Origin of the sequence: Kocuria sp. TGY1127_2, from assembly GCF_013394385.1 — a bacterium.
Lineage (GTDB): Bacteria > Actinomycetota > Actinomycetes > Actinomycetales > Micrococcaceae > Rothia.
Genome location: NZ_AP022834.1, coordinates 2,802,859 through 2,824,015 on the forward strand (window position 1 = coordinate 2,802,859; position 21,157 = coordinate 2,824,015).

12 protein-coding genes are annotated in these 21,157 nt (G+C 62.4%); 7 read left to right on the forward strand and 5 right to left on the reverse strand.

All coding sequences use genetic code 11. The annotated features are described in order from the left end of the window. Positions 1–169 precede the first annotated feature (169 nt). Positions 170–880, reverse strand: a complete 711-nt coding sequence (locus sake_RS12490; RefSeq protein WP_371811898.1) for an IclR family transcriptional regulator — start codon at positions 878–880, stop codon at positions 170–172. 154 nt (positions 881–1,034) lie between these two features. Here sake_RS12490 and sake_RS12495 point away from each other — a divergent pair, with 154 nt between their 5' ends. Continuing rightward, positions 1,035–2,921 carry an FAD-binding monooxygenase gene (locus sake_RS12495; protein ID WP_178946181.1) on the forward strand — a complete coding sequence of 629 codons (1,887 nt, stop codon included), beginning with the start codon at positions 1,035–1,037 and terminating at the stop codon, positions 2,919–2,921. Between the two features lie 295 nt (positions 2,922–3,216). Further along, positions 3,217–4,437, forward strand: a complete 1,221-nt coding sequence (locus tag sake_RS12500; protein ID WP_178946182.1) for a M20 family metallopeptidase — start codon at positions 3,217–3,219, stop codon at positions 4,435–4,437. A 106-nt stretch (positions 4,438–4,543) separates the two neighbouring features. Here the strand turns inward: sake_RS12500 and sake_RS12505 are convergent, their stop codons facing one another. Continuing rightward, positions 4,544–5,509, reverse strand: a complete 966-nt coding sequence (locus tag sake_RS12505; protein WP_238147667.1) for a helix-turn-helix domain-containing protein — start codon at positions 5,507–5,509, stop codon at positions 4,544–4,546. 204 nt (positions 5,510–5,713) lie between these two features. Between sake_RS12505 and sake_RS12510 the strand changes: the two genes are divergently transcribed. Both sake_RS12510 and sake_RS12515 read left to right on the forward strand, forming a co-directional pair. Further along, positions 5,714–7,132, forward strand: a complete 1,419-nt coding sequence (locus sake_RS12510; protein ID WP_178946184.1) for an aldehyde dehydrogenase family protein — start codon at positions 5,714–5,716, stop codon at positions 7,130–7,132. Positions 7,133–7,140: 8 nt separating this feature from the next. After that, entirely contained in the window at positions 7,141–8,664 is a 1,524-nt protein-coding gene (locus sake_RS12515; protein ID WP_178946185.1) for a GMC family oxidoreductase, read from the forward strand. 97 nt (positions 8,665–8,761) lie between these two features. Here sake_RS12515 and sake_RS12520 read toward each other — a convergent pair whose 3' ends face one another. Together sake_RS12520 and sake_RS12525 are read right to left on the reverse strand one after the other, a co-directional pair. Next, complete coding sequence (locus tag sake_RS12520) at positions 8,762–10,129, reverse strand: FAD-binding oxidoreductase (RefSeq protein WP_178946186.1); 1,368 nt, start codon at positions 10,127–10,129, stop codon at positions 8,762–8,764. 64 nt (positions 10,130–10,193) lie between these two features. After that, positions 10,194–13,586, reverse strand: a complete 3,393-nt coding sequence (locus sake_RS12525; protein WP_129360196.1) for an NAD-glutamate dehydrogenase domain-containing protein — start codon at positions 13,584–13,586, stop codon at positions 10,194–10,196. A gap of 278 nt (positions 13,587–13,864) precedes the next feature. Here sake_RS12525 and sake_RS12530 point away from each other — a divergent pair, with 278 nt between their 5' ends. Both sake_RS12530 and sake_RS12535 read left to right on the forward strand, forming a co-directional pair. Then, positions 13,865–14,242 carry a YidH family protein gene (locus sake_RS12530; protein ID WP_178946187.1) on the forward strand — a complete coding sequence of 126 codons (378 nt, stop codon included), beginning with the start codon at positions 13,865–13,867 and terminating at the stop codon, positions 14,240–14,242. Positions 14,243–14,244: 2 nt separating this feature from the next. Beyond that, positions 14,245–14,586, forward strand: a complete 342-nt coding sequence (locus sake_RS12535; protein WP_243155698.1) for a DUF202 domain-containing protein — start codon at positions 14,245–14,247, stop codon at positions 14,584–14,586. Between the two features lie 131 nt (positions 14,587–14,717). Here the strand turns inward: sake_RS12535 and sake_RS12540 are convergent, their stop codons facing one another. Beyond that, the gene (locus sake_RS12540; RefSeq protein ID WP_129360194.1) at positions 14,718–19,721 is read right to left on the reverse strand and encodes an NAD-glutamate dehydrogenase; all 5,004 of its coding nucleotides are present in this window, start codon (positions 19,719–19,721) and stop codon (positions 14,718–14,720) included. Between the two features lie 462 nt (positions 19,722–20,183). Between sake_RS12540 and sake_RS12545 the strand changes: the two genes are divergently transcribed. Then, positions 20,184–21,113 carry a DMT family transporter gene (locus tag sake_RS12545; RefSeq protein ID WP_129360193.1) on the forward strand — a complete coding sequence of 310 codons (930 nt, stop codon included), beginning with the start codon at positions 20,184–20,186 and terminating at the stop codon, positions 21,111–21,113. Positions 21,114–21,157: the final 44 nt, after the last annotated feature.

Below are 21,157 nucleotides of genomic sequence, written 5' to 3' on the forward strand. Positions count from 1 at the left end.
TCCGGGATCGCCGTAGCTGAGTGTCCCTTTTTCGAACACCGGACATAACCTGTGATGTCGGACACGCCTAACATAGGCCTTTCCGGCGGATTGCGCAACCGTTACCGCGCGAGGGCATCAAGAAGGAAGTCCCGCGCGGTTCCGGACCATCACCTCGCCCAAGCCCGCCTCAGGAGCCTGAGCCCTCTCCATGCGAGATCACGGCGGCTGCCCGTCCGAGCCTCGCGGCAATTTCCGCTCGGTCGCCTTCCCCCACAAAAACTGCCGCAAGGGCTGCCGGCTGACCGTCATCCAGGGTGAGGGGCACACCGACGGAATGCAGCCCCATAATGACCTCATCGGTCGTCTCGGCCCAACCCTTGGCCACCGCATTCTCAACCTGCGCTCTCTGCTCCCGAGTGATTCCTTCGGGCCACTGCTCCTCCGGGAGTATCGAAAGGATCGCTTTGCCCGGTGCACCCAACGTCACCGGGTGGCGAGTTCCTGGACGTTGGGCAACAACGGCGACGGTCTGCGGCGGCTCCACGCTCGCAAACGTCAGACATTCGCCCCGATCGTAAACCGCCAAGAAACACGTCATCCTCAAGTCACGGGCGGCGAGGGTCAACTCGGGCACGGCGACTGCCTGCAAGTCCCGCTCGACGCCGGCCGCGAGCGCCGCGAGCCGAGTCCCCAGTGCCAATCCGCCGGTATCTTTCCGAACCACCAACCCGTGCTCTTCCAGGGTGCGAATGAGACGGTAGGCCACCGAACGGTGCACCCCGAGCTGCCGGGCGACGTCGTCGATACTCAGGGGTTCAGAGGCATCCGCCAGGATCTCCAGGACCCTCAGCCCCCTACTGAGAGTTTGCGATCCTGCTCCATTCGGCGCGGAGGACATGGGCATATTTCACCTTCACTGAGATCCTTGCCACGTGTGACGTGGGTCGTATATGATTTATTCCAGATTCGCTATGTGAACAATACGTTCGCATATAGAACATCGAATATCAATCAAACTCCAACAGCGCGGTTGGGGAAGGAGTTCGTCTCACATGCAGTTCCACCATCACGGATACGTCTCGGGGGATCCGAAGATTAAGGAACCAGCCGGTTACGGCATCGACCGATCCGAGGAACTGCCCGACGAGATGGACGTTCTGATTGTCGGGACGGGGCCCGCCGGGATGATCCTCGCAGCGCAGCTCTCGCAGTTCCCGGAGGTCAACGCCCGCATCATCGAACGCCGCCCCGGGCGCCTCGAGATCGGCCAAGCGGACGGTATTCAGGCACGCAGCGTCGAGACCTTCCAGGCCTTCGGTTTCGCCCGTCAGATCATCGACGAGGCATACCACATCACCGAAATGTGCTTCTGGAAACCCGATCCCCAGAATCCCGAGAACATTGTTCGTGCCGCCCGCCCCAGCGACGACCCTCAAGGCGTGAGCGAATTTCCTCACCTGATCGTCAATCAGGCACGAGTACTCGACTACTTCGCGGATTTCGCACGCCAGGCTCCGGGACGCATAACCCCCGATTACGGCATCGAGTTCTTGGACCTTCAGAACACGGGCGAAGGGGAATACCCCATCACCGCCCGGTTGCGGTATACCGCCGGAGAACGCGACGGCGAGGAGCGCACGGTTCGCGCCAAGTACGTCGTCGGATGCGACGGCGCCCGTAGCCCCGTCCGCACCTCGATCGGCCGGAAGCTCACCGGAGACGCGGCAAACCACGCGTGGGGCGTCATGGACGTGCTGGCCACGACCGACTTCCCGGACATTCGCACCAAATGTGCAATTCAGTCGGTGAACGGTTCGATCTTGCACATCCCCCGCGAAGGCGGACACTTGTTCCGGATGTACGTGGACCTGGGCGAAGTGCCCGTGGATGACAACCACGCCGTGCGCAACACGACCCTGGACGAGATCGTCGCCAAAGCCAACGCGATCTTGCACCCATATTCCGTCGATGTGAAGTCCGTGGCCTGGCACAGCGTGTACGAGGTGGGCCACCGACTGACGGACAAGTTCGACGACGTCCCCGACGAGGAAACGGGTCAGCGCACGCCTCGCGTGTTCATTACCGGCGATGCCTGCCACACGCACTCCGCCAAGGCCGGTCAAGGCATGAACGTCTCGATGCAGGACGGGTTCAACTTGGGCTGGAAGCTCGGGCACGTCCTGACGGGCCTGAGCCCGGAATCCCTGTTGACCACCTACTCCGAGGAACGGCAGGTCATCGCGAAGAACCTTATCGACTTCGACAAAGAGTGGTCGACCCTGATGGCCGCCAAGCCCGAGGACCTGCCCGACGAATCCTATCTGGAAGACTTCTACGTCAAAACGGCAGAGTTCCCCGCGGGGTTCATGACGGAGTATGCCCCGTCGATGGTCACGGCCGGAACAGATCATCAGGAGCTGGCCAGTGGCTTCCCAATCGGCAAGCGTTTCAAGTCGGCCAGGGTCAACCGAGTCTGCGATGCCAACCCACTGCACTTGGGGCACCTGGCCGAAGCGGACGGACGCTGGCGCATCTATGTTTTCGCCGATTCACCGGCCGCTGGAGAGGATTCCCAGCTCACCGAATTCGCGGATTGGTTCGCTCACGATCCGGCCTCGCCCCAGGTCAGGTACACGCCGCGAACCGGGGATGACGACGCCGTCTTCGACACCAAGGTCGTGTACCAGCAGCCTCACACGGAGGTCGACATCATGCGGGTTCCCCCGATCTTCAAGCCGTCGGTCGGAGAATTCGGCCTGACCTGCTTGGACAAGGTCTATGCGACGCTCCCGGACGACGACATTTTCGTAGAACGCGGGATCAGCAAGGACGGAGCGATCATCGTCGTGCGCCCGGATCAGTACGTGTCCGCAGTTCTGCCTTTGAACGACCGGCAAGGCCTCGCGACGTTCTTCGAGCCGATCCTCGCGGAACGCTGATAGGGCAGAAGCCGGACGGGGCGATCCGAAGGGCCACAGGATCGTCCGGGTCCGGCTCCGCTCCACAAGCACTTCGAGGGGCGGAATCGGAAACTGCCGGAGCAAAACGGCCACGCCATAAACATAGCCACGCTTAACATTTCAGGCGGTTCCGTTCCTCTGCCCCTTGAATCCTGCCGGTGGGCGTCTGATCAAATTCTGAGGCCCTTCCCTGCCCGGCGAGTTGGTGGACACGTCCGGCGCACGTGGACATGATGGACTGATAATCCAATGTCTGTACGCGACGGAGTGAAACATGGCTGAGAGCCGAAATCCGCAACACAATTCCCCCAACTTCCTTTCGGAAGCAGACGCGATTGCCAACGAGCTCAGCCATCTCCGACGGACCCTTCACCAGAACCCGGAGCTCGGCAATGATCTGCCCCAGACCCAGGCGACCGTCATCGAGGCCCTGAACGGGTTGCCGCTCGAGGTCCACCGCGGCAAGAACGTCTCGTCCGCCGTTGCGGTCCTCGAGGGAGGCAAGCCCGGCCCGACCGTTCTTCTCCGGGGCGATATGGATGCCCTGCCCATCCGGGAGAATTCCGGCGAAGAGTTCTCATCCACCAACGGCAATATGCATGCATGCGGACACGACCTCCACACCTCAGGTTTGGTGGGAGCCGCCAAATTGCTCAGCGCGCATCAGGACGAGCTCCCCGGCAAGGTCGTCTTCATGTTCCAGCCCGGAGAAGAGGGCCCCGGCGGCGCGAAGCCCATGCTGGACGAGGGACTCCTCGAGGTCACCGGTGAACGCCCGATCGCCGCTTACGGATTCCATGTGGCCCCGGGCGAACCCGGTACTTTCGCATACCGCTCCGGCACGGTCATGGCGGGTGCCTACAACTTGAGCATCACGGTGCACGGCAAGGGCGGTCATGGTTCGGCCCCGCATTCCTCCCTGGACCCCGTGCCGCCGCTCACCGAGATCGCTTCGGCCCTTCAGAATGCCGTGACCAGGCAGTTCAGCGTATTCGATCCCGTGGTTGCGACGATCACCCAGCTCGAAGCGGGAACTGCTGCGGTCAACGTCATCGGCGACGACGCCCGCCTCGGCGCAACGGTGCGCGCCATGTCTCGTGAATCGGGCGACAAATTTGGCGTCGTCGTTCACCGCCTTGCAGAAAACATCGCCGCGGCACACGGTTGCACGGCAGAGGTCGAATTCTCGACCCTCTATCCACCGACAGTATGTGACCAGTCCGAGACGGAGTGGGCCGCCGCAGCCCTCCGGAATGCACTGGGCGAGGAATCCACCCGGGAGATCCCCGAACCCCGCATGGGCTCGGAAGACTTCTCCTTCGTTCTGGAAGAGGTCCCGGGGACATTCATGTTCGTCGGCGCAAGCTACCCGGGAGTGGACCCCATGACTCAGCCGATGAATCATTCCGCAGAAGTCCGTTTTGACGACGCCGTCCTGCCGACCCAGTCCGCGGCACTGGCAACCCTCGCGTTCGAACGCCTGAACGCCGCCTAGAGGCTCTCACCACTGCCCCTCCCGTCCGACCGAAACACCGCAAAGGACCCGATTTCCTCCGAAATCGGGTCCTTTGCGGTGAGCGGCCGCGACCCGGCCGACCTCGTCAGGCGGCGTCGTCCTGGAGGACACGCGTTCGGTAAACCGACGGCGATTCGCCGTACTCGGCCTTGAACGCCTTGCTGACGTGCGAGGGGTCCAACAACCCGTATCGGGCGCTGATGGTGTGCACCGTCTCGTTGCTCAATAACGGATTCGCGAGGTCCTGCCGGATCGCTTGCAGCCGTCGATTGCGGATGTAGGAAGCAACCGTCAGCCGGTGCGACGCGAATCGGCTGTGCAGCTGACGCACCGAAACGTAAAGATGTGCGGCTATCCGGCTGGGCCCGAGATCGGGGTCCGCGAGGTGGTGCTCGATAAAGGACATCGCCTCGTGGAGCAGGAAACTGTCCGCCAGGTCCTGGCCGTGATCCTGGGATTCGGCCGACAGGACCGTGACCAACATGTCCAAGGCCGAACGAATGAGATTCATCGCGTGCGCCCCGTGGAGCAGATCCATATTCTGCGCCAACTGTTCGAAGAGCGGTACCGCTACTTTTCCCAGCCCCTGATCGCGGCTGATGGGTCGCGCCGTCACCATGCTCATCTGGTCCGGGGGCATCTGAACGTAGGATGCCGGGAAGTGAACCACCAGCCCGTGCTGAGGCTCGGTATAGGACAGCTCGTAAGGCCGTTGCGTGACGTACAGGGCCAAGTCCCCCGGATACAGGAAACACTCACGGTCGTCCTGGGCTAGCCTCGACGTCCCCGCGAGCTGAAGGCTCAACTTACAGAAGGCCGCTTCGTTGCCGGAAATGAGGTCGGGACTCCTGGTCACAATGTGTGGGTCAGTCACCATGTCATGCAGGTGCACATCCCCTACCGCAACCTGGTGGACTTCGGCCCGGAAGTCATGTCCCGGAGGAAATGTCATCCGCAGCGGAGCGAAGAATTCCGCAGCGAAGTCCCGCCACTCCTGCTTCGTCAGTCCGGATCGTGAAGCACGGGTCACATCTGCCGGATATTGGGTCACGTCATCACCTTCCAAGCTCTCCGACGAGGCCCCATTGCCCGTCGCTGCGGCGGAGTCTGCACGCCGGCCATTCCTTGTCGAATTTATCATCGCAGTGACCCGGAACACGCTTCAGGCCAAAAGGCCTGCACTGTAAAGCAACTAGTCGGCATGGGAATACAGAGAACATGGAAACATCTCATCCCAATGAAGCGAGGAGCCTCCATGAGTAAGCTGCCGTCCACCTACAGCGAGCTTCTGTCGAGTGTCGACGCGGGCCCCCGGGGCCGTGAAATCCATGATCCGGCCACCGGGGAGCTGGTCGCTCATGCGCCTCGGCACACCACCGACGATCTCGACCGGGCAGTATCCACGGCACGAAAGGCGCAACCCGATTGGGGCAGTGTCAGCCACCAAGAACGCAGCAACCTCCTTCTTCAGGCCGCCGATGCCGTTGAATCCTGCGCAGAGCCATTGGCCGAACTGCTCTCCCGCGAGCAGGGAAAGCCGTTGAACGGCCCCAATGCCCGCTTCGAGGTCGGTGCCGCCGCATCCTGGTTGCGCGCCAACGCGAGTTTCGAACTTGACGAAACCACCTTGGTCGACGACGAGGAGACGCACGCCATCCTGCGGTACCGGCCGATCGGTGTCGTCGGAGCGATCGGTCCCTGGAACTGGCCGATGATGATCACCATATGGCAAATTGCCCCGGCCCTGCGCATGGGAAATACCGTCGTCGTGAAACCGTCCGAATACACACCTCTTAGCGTCCTGGCGTTGTGTTCGGTCCTCAATTCTGTTCTGCCCGACGGCCTGCTCCAGGTCGTTTCGGGTGACCGGGAGGTCGGAGCTGCCCTCAGCAGCCATCCGGATATCGACAAGATCATGTTTACCGGTTCCACAGCAACCGGCCAGAAGATCATCGAGTCCTCGGCCGAAACCGTCAAACGTCTCACCCTCGAGTTGGGCGGCAACGACCCGGGCATCGTGCTCGACGACGTCGACCCGTCCGACATCGCCGAAGGGCTGTTCTGGGGCGCATTCATCAACACGGGCCAAACCTGCGCCGCCCTCAAACGCCTCTACGTTCCGGATTCGATCTACGACGATGTCTGCCAGGCCCTCGTGGACATCGCAGACAAGATGCCGATGGGCATCGGGCTCGACGAAGACAATGTATTGGGTCCGTTGCAGAACAAGGCACAGTACGACGTCGTGCACCGACTCGTGGAGGCCGCAAAGGACGGCGGCGGCCGCATCTTGATGGGCGGTGACCCCGCTGCCGACCAGTCGGGTTATTTCTATCCCACCACTCTGGTCGCGGACATCGACCCGGAAAATCCGTTGGTCACTGAGGAACAATTCGGACCGGCGTTGCCGATCATTCGGTATTCCACGGTTGAGGAAGCGATCGAGGCCGCGAACTCGGTCGACGTAGGGCTCGGAGCCTCCGTGTGGTCCTCCGATACGGACAAGGCCCGCGAAGTCGCTTCCCGCATCGAATCCGGCACAATCTGGATCAACGGACACGGCGGCGTGGATCCTAGGATTCCGTTCGGCGGTGTCAAGAAGTCGGGTTATGGCCTCGAATTCGGTGTAGAAGGACTCAAAGCTTTGGGCGTTCCCCAGGTCATCAACGGTTAGGAGAAATCATGAGTACCACTGATTATGTGATCGTTGGTGCCGGATCGGCCGGCAACGTTCTGGCCCGCCGACTTCTCGACGCCGGTCATTCCGTGACTCTTCTCGAGGCCGGAGGCGAAGAGACCAATCCCGATATCCGGCATCTCTACGACCTGGGGAAGATATGGCACAGCCCCCAGGACTGGGACTACTTCACGGTTCCCCAGGAAGGTTGCTCGGGACGCCGACTTCACCTACCGCGCGGCAAGGTCATGGGCGGTTCGCACGCATTGAACGCCTGCATCTGGGTCAGAGGAGCCAGGCGGGACTACGACACGTGGGCCTACCTGGGTTGTCCCGGGTGGACGTGGGACGAAGTCCTGCCGTATTTCATCAAGATCGAGAACTTCGACGGCCCGGCCTCGGACCTCCATGGGGCGGACGGCCCCTTAGACGTTCGGACAGAGTTCGAGCGGAACCCCATCCAGGAGGCTATGGTCGACGCCGCCCAAGAGGCCGGTTTCCCGTTGAACCCGGATTACAATTCCGGAGACCCGGAGGGAGTTTCCCGCATGCAGCTCAACGTCCGGGACGGGGAGCGCTACAACACGTGGCAGGCATACCTCGAGCCCGTTGCGTCCCTCGAAGCGCTGACGCTGATCACGGGGGCCCGTGTTCGAAGGGTCCTTTTCGAGGGAACGCGGGCGGTCGGGGTCGAGTACGACCAGGGCGGGGCCACGCACGAAGTTCACGGCGGCACGGTCATACTGTGCACGGGCGCCTTGGGAAGTCCGGAAGTCCTCCTGCGCTCGGGCGTAGGACCGCGGGAAGAGCTCGAGGCTCTGGGGATCAACGTCGTCGCCGATGTTCCCGGGGTAGGGAAGAACCTTCAGGATCACTTGTTGTCCCCCGTAATTTTCACGACGGAGGACTCGTACCCCGTCCCTGACCCGAATGTGGCTCCGGCAGAGGTTCACCTGTTCGCCAAGTCTCGCCCGGATTTGACGGTTCCGGACACGCAACCGATCTTCTTCTCGGTTCCCATGTATTCGGAGGGGTACAGCAAGGGCACGATGAACGGGCCGGACAAGGCGTTCAGCCTGCTCGGCGGACTCGTGCGGCCCGTCAGCCGAGGGTCCGTGACTCTGACAGGCTCCAGTCTCGATGAGCCGGTCGAAGTAGATCTGGGCGCACTGAGCCAGAAGACCGACGTCGACGCCCTTGTCGCATCGGTACGCCACTGTCGGGAGATCGGTCGGCAACCGGCCCTCGCGGACGCGTGGGGCGCTCAAGAAATATGGCCGGGTCCCGATGTCGCCGACGAAGACCTCGAGGAATATGTTCGCGATTCGGTCGTCACGTACCACCACCAGGTGGGAACCTGCGCCATGGGCAACGGCAAGGGCTCCGTCGTGGACCCCGATCGTCTTGCGGTCAAGGGCACGGAGGGTCTGCACGTCGTGGATGCTTCGGTGATGCCGTTGATTCCTACGGGCAACACCAACGCTCCGACCATCATGATCGCCGAGCGTGCCGCGGACAGCCTCGTCTAGCGCCGCACTTCGATCGCCGGAGAACCGAGAAGGCGCCACCAAGATACCCAATGGTGGTGCCTTTTCGGGGACTTGGCGATAGGGCCGTCGGGACGCGCTAGATGCCGCGGCCAGGCGTGAGGATTCCGTTGGGGTCGAGGGCCGCTTTGAGGGCCCGCTGCGCGCGGAGGGTCGGCTCGTCGAATTGGAGAGGAAGCTCACGGTGCTTGATCGACCCGACACCGTGCTCTCCGGTGATCACCCCACCTAGGCTGATCGCAAGTTCCGTGATGCGGTCGACCACTTCTTCGGCACGGGCTCGGTCCTCGGGAGTCTCATCGGATTCGACGGCCGGGTGCAGGTTCCCGTCGCCCGCGTGGGCCAGGATACTGACCCCTCGCCCGGATTCTTCCGCGATTGCTTCAACGCCGCGGATCATCTCGACCAGTTGACCGACCGGAACCCCGACGTCGCAATGAACCGCGTACTTCCCCGCCATGAGCGCCCCGTTGGCCAATCGTCTCGCCTCCAGCAGGTCATTACCCTCCTGCACGTGCGTACGTGTTGCCCCCAATCGTTCACAGGTTGCCGCCAGAATTTCCGCGTCACGCTGCGCCGTCGGCCCCACGGTCTGGCCCAGAAGCAACGCGGCCTCGGGCTGAGGAAGCCCGCTCGGCTCGAATTCCTCGATCAGGCGAGCGCAGATGGAATCGATCAGCTCGAGGACTTCTGGCCGCGGGTTGGTCGAGACGATCGAGGTGACGGCCCTGCCCGCCGACTCGATATCGCCAAAGCTCGCGAAGAACGTCCGCGGCGTTCCTTCCGGGACCGGTTTGAGGCGAACGGTGGCTCGCGTGATGACGCCGAGGGTCCCCTCCGAGCCCACGAAAAGAGGTGTCATGTTGAGCCCTGTCGCATTCTTGATGGTCCGCGCACCGGTGTGGATGATGCTGCCGTCCGCTAGGACCACCTCGAGTGCCGCAACCGCCGCGGCGGTGGTTCCATGAGCAATGCATCTCAGCCCGCCCGCGTCGGTTGCAATGTTGCCGCCGACAGTGGACAAATGCACGCTTGCCGGATCCGGGGCGAAGAACAGGCCGTGCCGCCGAACTTCCTCGTCCAGCTTCGAGGTGATGACCCCGGGTTCGACGTCGGCCAACCTGTTTTCGACGTCGATGTCCAGTACTTGATTCATTGCCTCGAGAGATATGACCAGCCCTCCCGGGTAGGAGACCGCCCCTCCTGAAAGGCCCGAGCCTGCACCCCGCACAGAAACCGGAGTGCGTGTCTCGTTAGCCCATGCCAAGGCCGCGGAAACGTGTTCGGCGTTTCGTGCGAGGACCACACCCAGCGGCGCGCCTTCCGGCACAGCGAGTGAACGGTCGTCCGAAAAGTCACGGAGGGTTACCGGGTCTGTGAGAAGCCGGCCGCCGAGGCGATCTTTCAACGCGTCAGTACTGGCCTCAGGGCCTTTTGGGGTCGTCATTGTCCCTCTCCTGGTTAATCGGCTTGCGGGGCGCCCTCATGGGGACGCCCCGCAAGGGTGCACTCTAGAACTCTCCCGTCGGGTGGAGCAGCGTCCGAACCGCGACCGAAAGCGTCGCCAAGTCGACCTGCTGGGAGCCTTCCGAGTAGCCCTGGATTTCCAGGTCCATCTCGTCGGTCAGCCTCGCGATGCTCGGAGCATAGGCCGGGTGGTCATCTTCCCACTCGAGCAACGCCGAACGGGCTTCTTCGGGCCCGGTGATCCGGGCAGTCCCGGGAAGGTCCTCGAGCACACGCTTCGTGAACTCTTCGGTCGCCCGGTACAGGTCTGATCGCAACGATGCGCGCGCGATCGATTCCCACCGACCGACACGAGGCAACTCGGTGACCGCCCTCAACAATTCGTGCACGGCATACCGGTCCATCACCGCAAAGTACACCAACGCGGCCTGACGAGGTTCGACGCCGGTTTCCTCTGCAACCAGCCCGACGTCCAGGAGAGTCAGCGATTCCCAGAGCTGCGCCCAAGAACGTGCCAGCTCGTCGTTGAGGCCCCACTCCTCGGCTTGGTCGAATCGGCGGCGGATCGAGGCCTCGGACTTCTGTCCCACGAGCTCCAGCACGTCGTCGCGGAGTGCGACGCCGGGGCATAGCTCTTCGATGACGGAGGCGATAACATCGCGACCCGCCCGGGTGTCGTCGCCCTTCGCAACGAGTCCGTGACGGATGACCCAGCGAACGGCCCTGTCCGTGAACCGCTGAATGTCCTGGATGACCGTCCGCCACGCTTCGGGGTCGGCGTCGGCCGGGATCTCCCGGTGAAGTCTGCGCAGTTTCCGCACGTCGAACAGTTCGCGGATCGCCAGGAAGGCGCGCGCGACGGTCACGACCGAAGCACCGGTCTCTTCCATGACCCGGAAAGCGAAGACGATGCCCGCTGTATCCACGATCTCATTGGCAACGCGTGTGCAGATGATCTCGCGCCGCAAAGGGTGCTCGCCGAAGTGCTGTCCGAACCTTTCCGTAACGGGTTCGGGGAAGTACTCGTGAAGGACTTCCTCGAGCCAAGGATCGTCGCCAAACCCGGCGTCCAACAGAGCCTGTGTCAGTTCGATCTTGGAATAAGCGGTCAGGACGGACAGCTCGGGGCTCGTGAGCCTCTCACCGTTCTCACGCCGTTTCTCGAGCTCCTTGTCCGACGGCAGGAATTCGACGTCGCGGTTGAGGCCGGCGTGCTCCTGGAGGAAGTGGATGAATCTCGGCGCGCTGCTGTTGGTCGGTCGGGTTCCCAGCCGTTCGGCATGGAGCAACATGTTCTGGTCACGGTTGCTCCGCAGAACCATCTCGGAGACTTCGTCGACCTGTTCTTCGATAAAACGAGCTCGTTCCTCACGGTTGATTTCTCCCCGCTCGACCAGTCGGTCGACCAGGATCTTGAGGTTGACCTCCCGGTCTGAGGTCTCGACCCCGGCAGAGTTGTCCACCGCGTCGGTGTTCACCAGGATCCCGTTCTTGGCCGCCTCGATGCGTGCACGTTGGGTCAGACCGAGGTTTCCGCCTTCGCCGACCACACGGACGCGAAGCTCTGAGGCATCGATACGAAGAGGGTCGTTGTCCTTGTCCCCGGCGTCCTGATGAGTTTCGGTGGATGCCTTGACGTACGTTCCGGCTCCTCCCGTGTAGAGCAGGTCCACGGGTGCGCGAAGGATCGCGGAAACCAGTTCCGCGGGGGAAAGCCGCTTGGTGTCTTCACCCAGCCCCAGCGCTTCGCGCGCCTGGGGTGTGATCGTGATCGACTTGTCGGTCCGTTTGTAGACCCCGCCTCCCTCGGAGATGAGAGACGTATCGTAATCCGTCCAGTACGGCCTCGGCAGGTCGAACAGACGCTGGCGCTCCGCGAAGGACCGGGTGACATCCGGGTTGGGGTCGAGGAAGATGTGCCGGCTGTCGAAGGCGGCCACGAGTTTGGTGTGTTCGGACAGCAGCATCCCGTTGCCGAAGACGTCTCCGGCCATGCCACCGATGCCGACGGCGGTGAAGTCCTCGGTCTGACAGTCCACACCCAACGAGGCGAAATGCCGCTTAACCGATTCCCACGTGCCTTTGGCCGTGATGCCCATTTCCTTGTGGTCGAATCCCACAGACCCGCCCGAGGCGAAGGCATCTCCCAGCCAGAAGCCGTTGTCCTGGGAAATCGAGTTGGCAAAATCGGAGAAGGTCGCGGTTCCCTTGTCTGCGGCGACCACGAGGTAATGGTCCGGCTCATCCAGCACGACCACGCCCTCAGGCGAGACGACCTCGTGTTCTCCGTTGTCTCGGGTCACCATATTGTCGGTGACGTCCAGCAAAGACTGGATGAACAGACGGTAGGATTCTTCGCCTTCTTTCTGGTAGCCCTCGGGGTCTTCGTCGCGGCCCGGGGCGTTCTTGGGGAAGAAGCCTCCCTTGGCACCGGTCGGGATGATGACAGAGTTCTTGGTCATCTGGGCCTTGACCAGGCCGAGAATCTCGGTGCGGAAGTCATGCCGGCGGTCGGACCAGCGCAACCCGCCTCGGGCTACCTTCCCGAACCGGAGGTGGACGCCCTCGACCCGGGGCGCGTAGACCCAGATTTCGAAGGCGGGGCGAGGCAAGGGGGCTTCTTCGATTTCTCGCGGGAGGAGCTTGAGAGCTATGGATTCCTTGCCCAGGTAAGCATTGGTGCGGACAGTCGCGGAGACGACCTCCGTCATCGTCCGGAGGAAACGGTCCTGTGTCAGGTCAGGGACGTCGTCGAGAGCATCGAGGATCCGCCCACGGATTTCTTCCTGCTTCTCGCGACGCCGATCCGCGGCAGCACCACTTTCCCACTTGGGGTCCAGTCCCACCTCGAACAGCTCGACCAACAGCTTGGTGACGTGGGCATTCGCGACCAAGGTATCCGACATGAAATCTCTGCTGTACCCGACCCCGAGTTGCAGCAAGTAACGACAGTAGGCCCGCAGCACCGCAACGGTGCGCCAAGAAAGAGACTCGAACATGACCAATCGGTTGGCGGAACCGGCTTCGGCCCGACCCGCGAGCACCGCGCAAAGGGCCTCTTCCAAGAGAGGCAGCACTTCGTCAACGTTCACGGTTTCGGGGAAGACGACTCCGAAGTCGTAGAGCGCAAAAACTGCACCATCGGCGTTTCGGACATCATAGGGGATCTGGTCCACCACGTGAAGACCCAGGTTCTGCAAGATCGGCAGAAGATCCGAGAGGGCCCGGGGTTCACGAAGGTAGACGCGGAGTCGAACTTCCTTCTCCGAAACGGGATTCTGGTTGTCATTTTCTGAGGGACGGAAAAGTCGAATCGCAGCGGGACGCTCGGGGCCGGCTTGTGCCAAATCCTGCAGTATTGAGGTGTCAGTGTGCTCCTCGGGAAGCTCGTACCGCACGCGTTCCACAGTTGTACCGGTTTTCTCCTGGTGAGCCATGCGACTCCCCCTTCCCTACAGACATGAGCCGCACAGGTGGCTCAAGTTACGTTTTTCCAAGGTTAAGGCTCGGGTGCGTCATAAATAGAGCCAAGACCAAGATGTGGAAAAACGTTACGTGCGCGAGTGGCCCGCCGAATGGGCAATATCGTTCGTCTCTTCGCCCTTCACGAAGCCGCGCGCGTCCCGGCCCGCGGTGCCTTTTCATGACGTCGCAAAATGGCCACCGTTGTCACACGGAGCAATATAGGGTTGGGGTGAATCGATCCGGAGGATGAATGAGCGAAGAACGCACTGACCGAGACTGGATTTCCCGCACTGTCCTTCCCGGCGGCGAGGAGCCGGACCCACGGTTCACCCTCGCCAACGAGCGCACTTTTCTCGCCTGGATCCGCACGTCCCTTGCCTTCCTCGCCGGCGGTATCGCGCTGGAGACCATCGGCGACGGAATCTTCCCGGAGGGTGTCCACCGGGCGTTGTCGATTCTGGTCATCGCGATCGCATTCCTGATCAGCTTGGGGGCGGCGGTTCGCTGGTGGCGCATCGAGAACAATATGCGCAAGGGCCGGCCGTTGAGCCTGCCCCTTATTGTCCCGTTGCTCAGCCTGGGCGGAGCCGTTGCGGCTTGCCTCATCTTCGGCATGATCCTCGGCTGATCGTGCATATCAACCCCGAGGCCGATTCGCCCGCCGATCCTGGTCTGCAGCCGGAGCGGACTGCGCTCGCTTGGGGCCGCACGCTTCTCGCTGTCGGCGTGGTCGGGGCCGGATTCCTGAGGTGGCTCCCCTACTTCGGGTGGTGGGTGGTGCTTTTGGCCCTTCTGGCCTGGCTCGTTTCTCTGTCGATCTACGGGACCCAACGTCGCCGTTACCGGCGGCAGTCCCGGGGCGTCCGCCACGGTTCTCTGTCCGCCGCCCCGGTCGCGGTCCTTGGAACCGGGGCCGCGGTCGCGTGTCTGTGCGTGATCGGCGTCGTAATCATCCTGGTGACCCGCGGCTAACCGCGCCGTCGGCCCTCACCCGTGACCCACGGTGGTTACTTTCGCCGACGCCGAAAGCCAGCTTCTCCCCCAACGCATGACGCCGGGCCGGAACGTTGGCGTTCCGACCCGGCGTCGAGGCGTTGTTTGCTCTAGATCAAACCGCGCAACGTGCGAACCGCGACTGAAAGCGTCGAGATACGGGGTGCGGCGTTCTCCCGTCCGAGCTCCTGGTCCAGCTCACCCATGAGCCGTTCGATGCGCGATGAATGCACCGGATGCTGGTTCTCCCAGGCCGCCACAAGTTTTTGGGCTGCCTCGGTGTCCCGCGGCCACGAAGTGGCACCCGCTGGATGCAAGTCGCCCTGCGTGACCTCCCGGGCAACAGTCACCGTGAGAGCCGCGACCGTCTCGTAGAGGTCCGATCGCAGTGATGAACGAGCCAACGTTTCCCAGCGGTCCTCGCGGGAGAGGTGAGAAATCGCCACGAGCAACCGATCGATATCGAATCGATCCGACAGCGCATAGTACAGCAAGGCCGATTCCCGCAGGTCGCACTCGGTTTCCTCGTTGAGAACAGCGATGTCCATGAGCGGGTAGATGTCGAGCAGTCGCGCCCACGTGGCCGCGAAGTCCTCGGGAATGCCCCAGGAGCGCGCCTGCTTTTCGCGTTCCTCCAGGCGCTTTCGGGTTTGCTCTCCGAGCAATCCGGGCACTTCCGAACCGAGCTCGAGGGCCGGGGCATACCGGTCGATCACGGCCCTGATCTGCAGGTGTTCGGGAACTTCGCTGCGCAGATCCCCGGTGGCCAGAGAACCCTCGTTGATCAGCCAGCGGGTCGCACGGTCAATCAATCGCTGGGTTTCCCGTGCGATGGCCCGCCACGCAGCGGGGTCGATATTCGCAGGAAGCTCGCGATGAGCCCTCATCAGCTCGCGAATATCGAACAGCTCCCGAGTCACGAGGAATGCGCTGGCCACGGTCGCAACGGAGGCACCGGTTTCCTCGACGGCGCGGTATGCGTACGTGATTCCGGCCAGGTTGACCATCTCGTTAGCCACGCGCGTGCAGATGATCTCCCGACGCAGCGGATGGTCGTCCAGCTGGGCCCGGAATCGCTCCGTGACTGCCTCGGGGAAGTACTCGTCGAGAATTTGCGAGAGCCACGGGTCGTTGCCGAAACCGCTGGCCAGCAACGAATTGGTGATATCGATCTTGACGTATGCGGTGAGAACGGCCAGCTCGGGTCCGGTCAGTCCCCAGCCTTCGGCGACTCTCTCCTCCAGCTCGTCATCGGAGGGCAGGAATTCGATCTGGCGATTGAGTCCCGCGCGTTCCTCGAGATGATCCATGAGGCGAGCAGCCGTCGCGGTGGTCGGCATGGTTCCCAGGCGTTCGGCCTGCAGCAGACCGTTCTGCTCCCGGTTGGTTTCCAGGACGAGGGTGCGGACGGCATCTGTCTGTGCCTCGATGAACGAGGCGCGCTCGTCGGCGTCCAACAGTCCCCGGGAGACCAGGCGATCTACCATGATCTTGATGTTGACCTCGCGGTCGGAGGTTTCGACGCCGGCAGAGTTGTCGATCGCATCCGTATTGACCAGGATTCCCTGGCGCGCAGCTTCGATGCGGCCGAGCTGTGTCAGTCCGAGGTTGCCACCCTCACCGATCACGCGAGCGCGCAGCTCGGACCCGTTGACGCGCAAGGTGTCATTGGCCTTGTCTCCGACCTGGGCGTTGGATTCCGAGGAGGCCTTGATATAGGTCCCGATGCCGCCGTTGTACAGCAGGTCTACCGGAGCCTTGAGGATCGCTGAGACCAATTCGGCCGGAGACAGCTGAGTGATCCTTTCGTCCAGTCCCAGAACTTTTCGGATTTCAGGTGTAAGCGCGATCGATTTTTCCGACCGCGAGAAGACCCCGCCGCCCTCGGAGATCAGCGAACGGTCGTAGTCCTGCCAGGAAGAACGCGGCAGATCATAGAGGCGCTGGCGTTCCGCGAAGGAAGCTGCGGCGTCTGGATTCGGATCGATAAAGATATCCCGGTGGTCGAATGCCGCGACCAGGCGCGTGTGTTCGGAACGCAACATGCCGTTACCGAAGACGTCGCCGGACATGTCGCCGATGCCGGCGGCCGTGAATTCTTCAGTCTGGCAGTCGATCCCGAGTTCGGCGAAATGCCGCTTGACCGATTCCCAAGCACCGCGAGCTGTAATTCCCATGGCCTTGTGGTCGTAACCCACGGAGCCACCCGAGGCGAACGCGTCACCCAGCCAGAAACCGTATTCCTGGGAGATCGAATTGGCGAGGTCCGAGAACGATGCGGTGCCCTTGTCGGCGGCAACCACCAGGTAGGTGTCATCGCCGTCCAGGGCGATGACGTTCTCCGGAGTCACTACGGACTGTTCCCCGTTCCCTGTAGTCACCAAGTTGTCGGTGATGTCTAGGAGAGAACGGATGAAGAGGCTGTAGGCTCCTCGCCCCTCGTTCATCCACGCCTCGCGGTCTGCCGAGGGATCCGGCAACTGCTTGGCGAAGAACCCTCCTTTCGCGCCGGTCGGAATGATCACGGCGTTCTTAACCATCTGGGCTTTGACCAGACCGAGGACCTCGGTTCGGAAGTCTTCGCGCCGGTCGGACCACCGCAGGCCGCCGCGCGCGATGTCACCGAACCGAAGGTGCACACCCTCGACGCGGGGTGAGTAAACCCAGATCTCGTATTCCGGACGCGGCAACGGCGCCGCGGAGATCTCCTGCGGGAGGAGTTTCACCGCGATCGACGGCCCGTCCTGATAAGCGTTGGTCCGGACGGTCGCGGAGACCACCCCGGTCAGGGCCCGCAACATCTTGTCGGCGTCGAGGGTCGGCACCTCGTTGAGCGCGGACTCGATCTCGTCCAGAATCTCTGCCCGACGCGCTTTGCGTTCCTCGACCGATTCGTTCCGAGAAGGATCGAAGCTGGTCTCGAAGAGCCGAACCACCAGGCGCGTGACCTTCGGATTGGCCAGCAGAGTATCGGCCATGAAAGCGTGCGAAAGACCCGTGCCCAACTGGACCAGGTAGCGGACATAGGCCCTCAACACGGACACGGTGTGCCACGGGAGCTTTTCTGCGAGGACCAATCGGTCCAGAGAGTCAGATTCGGCCCGACCCGAGAGCACGGCACACAGCGCGTCTTCATAGAGATCGCCGATCTCTTTCGGGTTCACCCCCGCCGGAAACGTGACTCCGAAGTCATAGAGCAAGAAGTCGCGACCGTCCGCGGTGGTCAGGTCGTAGGGCTTCTGGTCGATGACGGTCAGACCGAGGTTCTGCATGATGGGCAGGAGCTCGGTCAGTGTCTTGGGCTCACGCAGGTAGGTTTTGAGACGGTATTCGTTCTCGACATCGCTCCCGTCCGCGGGACTCTGCCTGCCGTGAATCCTCACGGCTGCTGGGCGATCCGGACCGGCGACCTCGAGAGCCTCGAAGATTCCAGCGTCGGCGACGGCCTCGGGGATCTCGTAATCGGCACGATAGGTTACCGGCGCGGCGTCGAACCAGCGCTTCGCGATCTCGGCGCTCTGGCTGCCGAGTGCCGCTTCGAGGGATTCGGGCCAAGAACGCGTCGCGGCCTGGAGCTTCTTCTCCAGATCGGCCACGTCGATATCCGGGATGTGATTGGGTTCTGCAAGGCGCAGGCGCAGGAACAGTCTCGCCAGGGCGGATGCCGAGTGCCGGACCTCGAAGTCGATCGACGCCAGATCCATCGCCTCGCTCAGTACCTTTTCGATGCGAATTCGAACGCCGGTGTTGTATCGGTCGCGGGGCAGGAATACCACCGCGGAGACGAACCTCCCGAACTCGTCAGGGCGAAGGAATAGGCGTGTGCGGCGTCGTTCTTCAAGGCCGATGATTCCGGCGAACGTCTCCGTCAGGGAGTCCTGGTCGGCCTGCAGCATTTCGAGGCGCGGGTAGTCCTCGATCATGCCCGTGAGCGTCTTGTCCGAATGCGAACCCGGCTGGAAGCCGAGTCGATTCCGGATCACGCGAACACGTTCCCGCATGAGCGGGGCCTCGGTAGCCGGCAAGGAGTATGCCTGCAAAGAGAACAGGCCCAGAATCACGTACTCGCCGACGACCCGGCCGCTCGAATCGAAATCGCGAATGCCCACGTAATCGAGGTATTCATGGCGATGGATCGTCGAGCGGGAGTTCGCTTTGGTCACGTAGACGATCTTGGAATCCCGCGCATTGTCCTGGGAAAGACCGGTGAGGTGTTTGGAGCGAGGGGTCATCGGGTCCTGCTGGATTCCGTCCTCGCGGTGCTCGGCCAGGATTCCGAGCCCGGTTCCGGGTCGATCCGAGATTGTCAGCCCTTCCGGCCCGTCCCGGAGATCACGCTCTTTGTACCCGAAGAACAGGAAGTTGTCACGGGCAATCCAGTTCAGGAACTCCTGAACCACTTTGGGGTGTTCCGCGGCATCCGGAGTGCCCTGGGAATTGTTCCTCGAGGGTTCCGGAAGGTTTCCGACGCGGTCGGAGAGGTTCAGGACCTTCTCGCGGACGGATTCGGCATCAGTATCCGCGTGTCGGACATCGCGAAGAACCGAACGGACGCTTTCGACGACGTTCTGTGCGGTTTCCTCGTCGTCGCATCCCAGAAGCTCGACCGATATCCAGGACTCGACGGCGCTGTCGCGTCCTGCAGCACCTCCCAGGGACGGCAGGGCCGCGGTATCGCCGCTGGCCACTTGTTGCTTGAGGTTGAGGCCGCGAAGGCTTTCGATCGTGCCGGTCTGCTTGTTCCTGTGCACCAGGAACAGCGGGTGGAACAAGGCGTTGGAGCCGCCGTACCTGGCTGCAACCTCGGCGGTGACCGAGGAGACGATAAACGGCATGTCGTCGGTGACAACCATGAGAATCCACGAGTTTCCGTGGTGGATGACCTTGACGTTAGTTCCGTTCGGCTCGCGCGTCTCGGCAAGTTCGCGGTGCAACTGGGCCCGCTCGACCAGCTCTTCTTCGCTGAATTCGGCCAGGTCATCTTGGGTTGCGTGCTGATAATACGTTGAGATCCAGGACTCTCGGTCCCCTCCGTTGCCTCCAGGGCTCCCGTTCGAGCTGGGGGAGCTCTTGGATTCGGGTTCGGCGGGATCGGACTGCTGGTTTAAGGGCACGTCAATAACCTTCCTCGAAGACGGGACCACCTCGTTGTGGTCGTCTTTACTCCACTAGGATACTCATCCCACCACACGAAATTCAGCCTCGACCAGGGCGAGTTTTGCTATGGGCAACATTTGTTGTCTCTGAGCGTCCCTGCGGCAGCCGTCGTCAAGCCTCGGGACATCATCAAGGCCAATAACGACCCGCGAGTCGCGGCTACAACCAGGAATACGTCCGGGTGAAGAACACGGGCCAATCCGCGCTGTATCTCTCCGGGGACCGCGTCAGAGACAAGAGCCGCGTCCTTCACTCACCAGTTCGGCGACGTAGACGGCTCGGCAAAGGCCTAGACCCTCCGCTCCGCCCTGGGACGCAGCAGCGCTGCAACGCTATACACGCAGAACCGTGGATATGTATGGATAGCGTAAGCGACCAAGCCACCCTGCAGAATTCCCTGACAGACCTAGACTGGGCGGGTGACTTCCTCCGCCCTCGCCATGGTCCTGGTCGCCGCCGTTCTCCATGCGGCGTGGAATCTGGCGGCCAAAGCGAAGCGTGGTGACGCATACACCTTCGTCTGGTGGTACGCGGTGGCGACTGCGGCGGTCACCGCACCGATCGGCATCGGGCAAATTATCCAGTCCGGCGGGTGGAACATGGTCGGACCAGCACTCGTGTGGGCTCCGGCTCTTTCCGCTGCCATCCATATCGGCTACAACCTCGCACTTCAGACCGGGTACGATCGCGCTCCCCTCGGCGTCGTCTATCCCGCGGCTCGAGGAACCGGGCCGATCCTGACCATGATCGTGGCGGTGGCATTTCTGTCCGAACGCCCCGGTTGGTGGGCTCTTGCCGGGGCATTGGTGATCGTTGGCGGGATCGTGGTTACGGCGGTGCCCGGGAGGAACCCGGATCCCAGCAGGAGCCTGCTCGAAAACTCCGTGGCCGCCACGGACGGCCCGTCCGATTCCTCCGGCTCGCGAATTCTCGCGGGCCTCCGCTGGGGAGTGCTCACGGGCACTTTCATCGCCGGATACACCTTGTGGGACGACCATTCGGTGACCGCTCTGAACCAATCCCCGATTCCCTATTTTGCGCTGTCATCGGTATATCAGGCGGTATTCATGACCGTGGGGTTGGGACGGCGACGCCGTTCCGCCTTAAGCGGTTCCCTGAAATCGAATTGGCGCATCATTGCAACCATCGGGGTTCTCTCGCCCGCAGCGTACATCCTCGTGCTCACAGTGATGCAAACCCAGCCCGTTTCGTTGGTCGCGCCATTGCGCGAGACAAGCATTGTGGTCGGTTCGTTGCTCGCCTGGCTCATCTTCAGGGAACCACGACCTGGCAGACGCCTTGTCGGGGCGCTGCTCGTGGTGGGCGGCGTCGCTTTGATCAGCCTCTAGCCGAGGGTTGACGCCGGGCACGACTTCGAGCCACAACCCGCCCT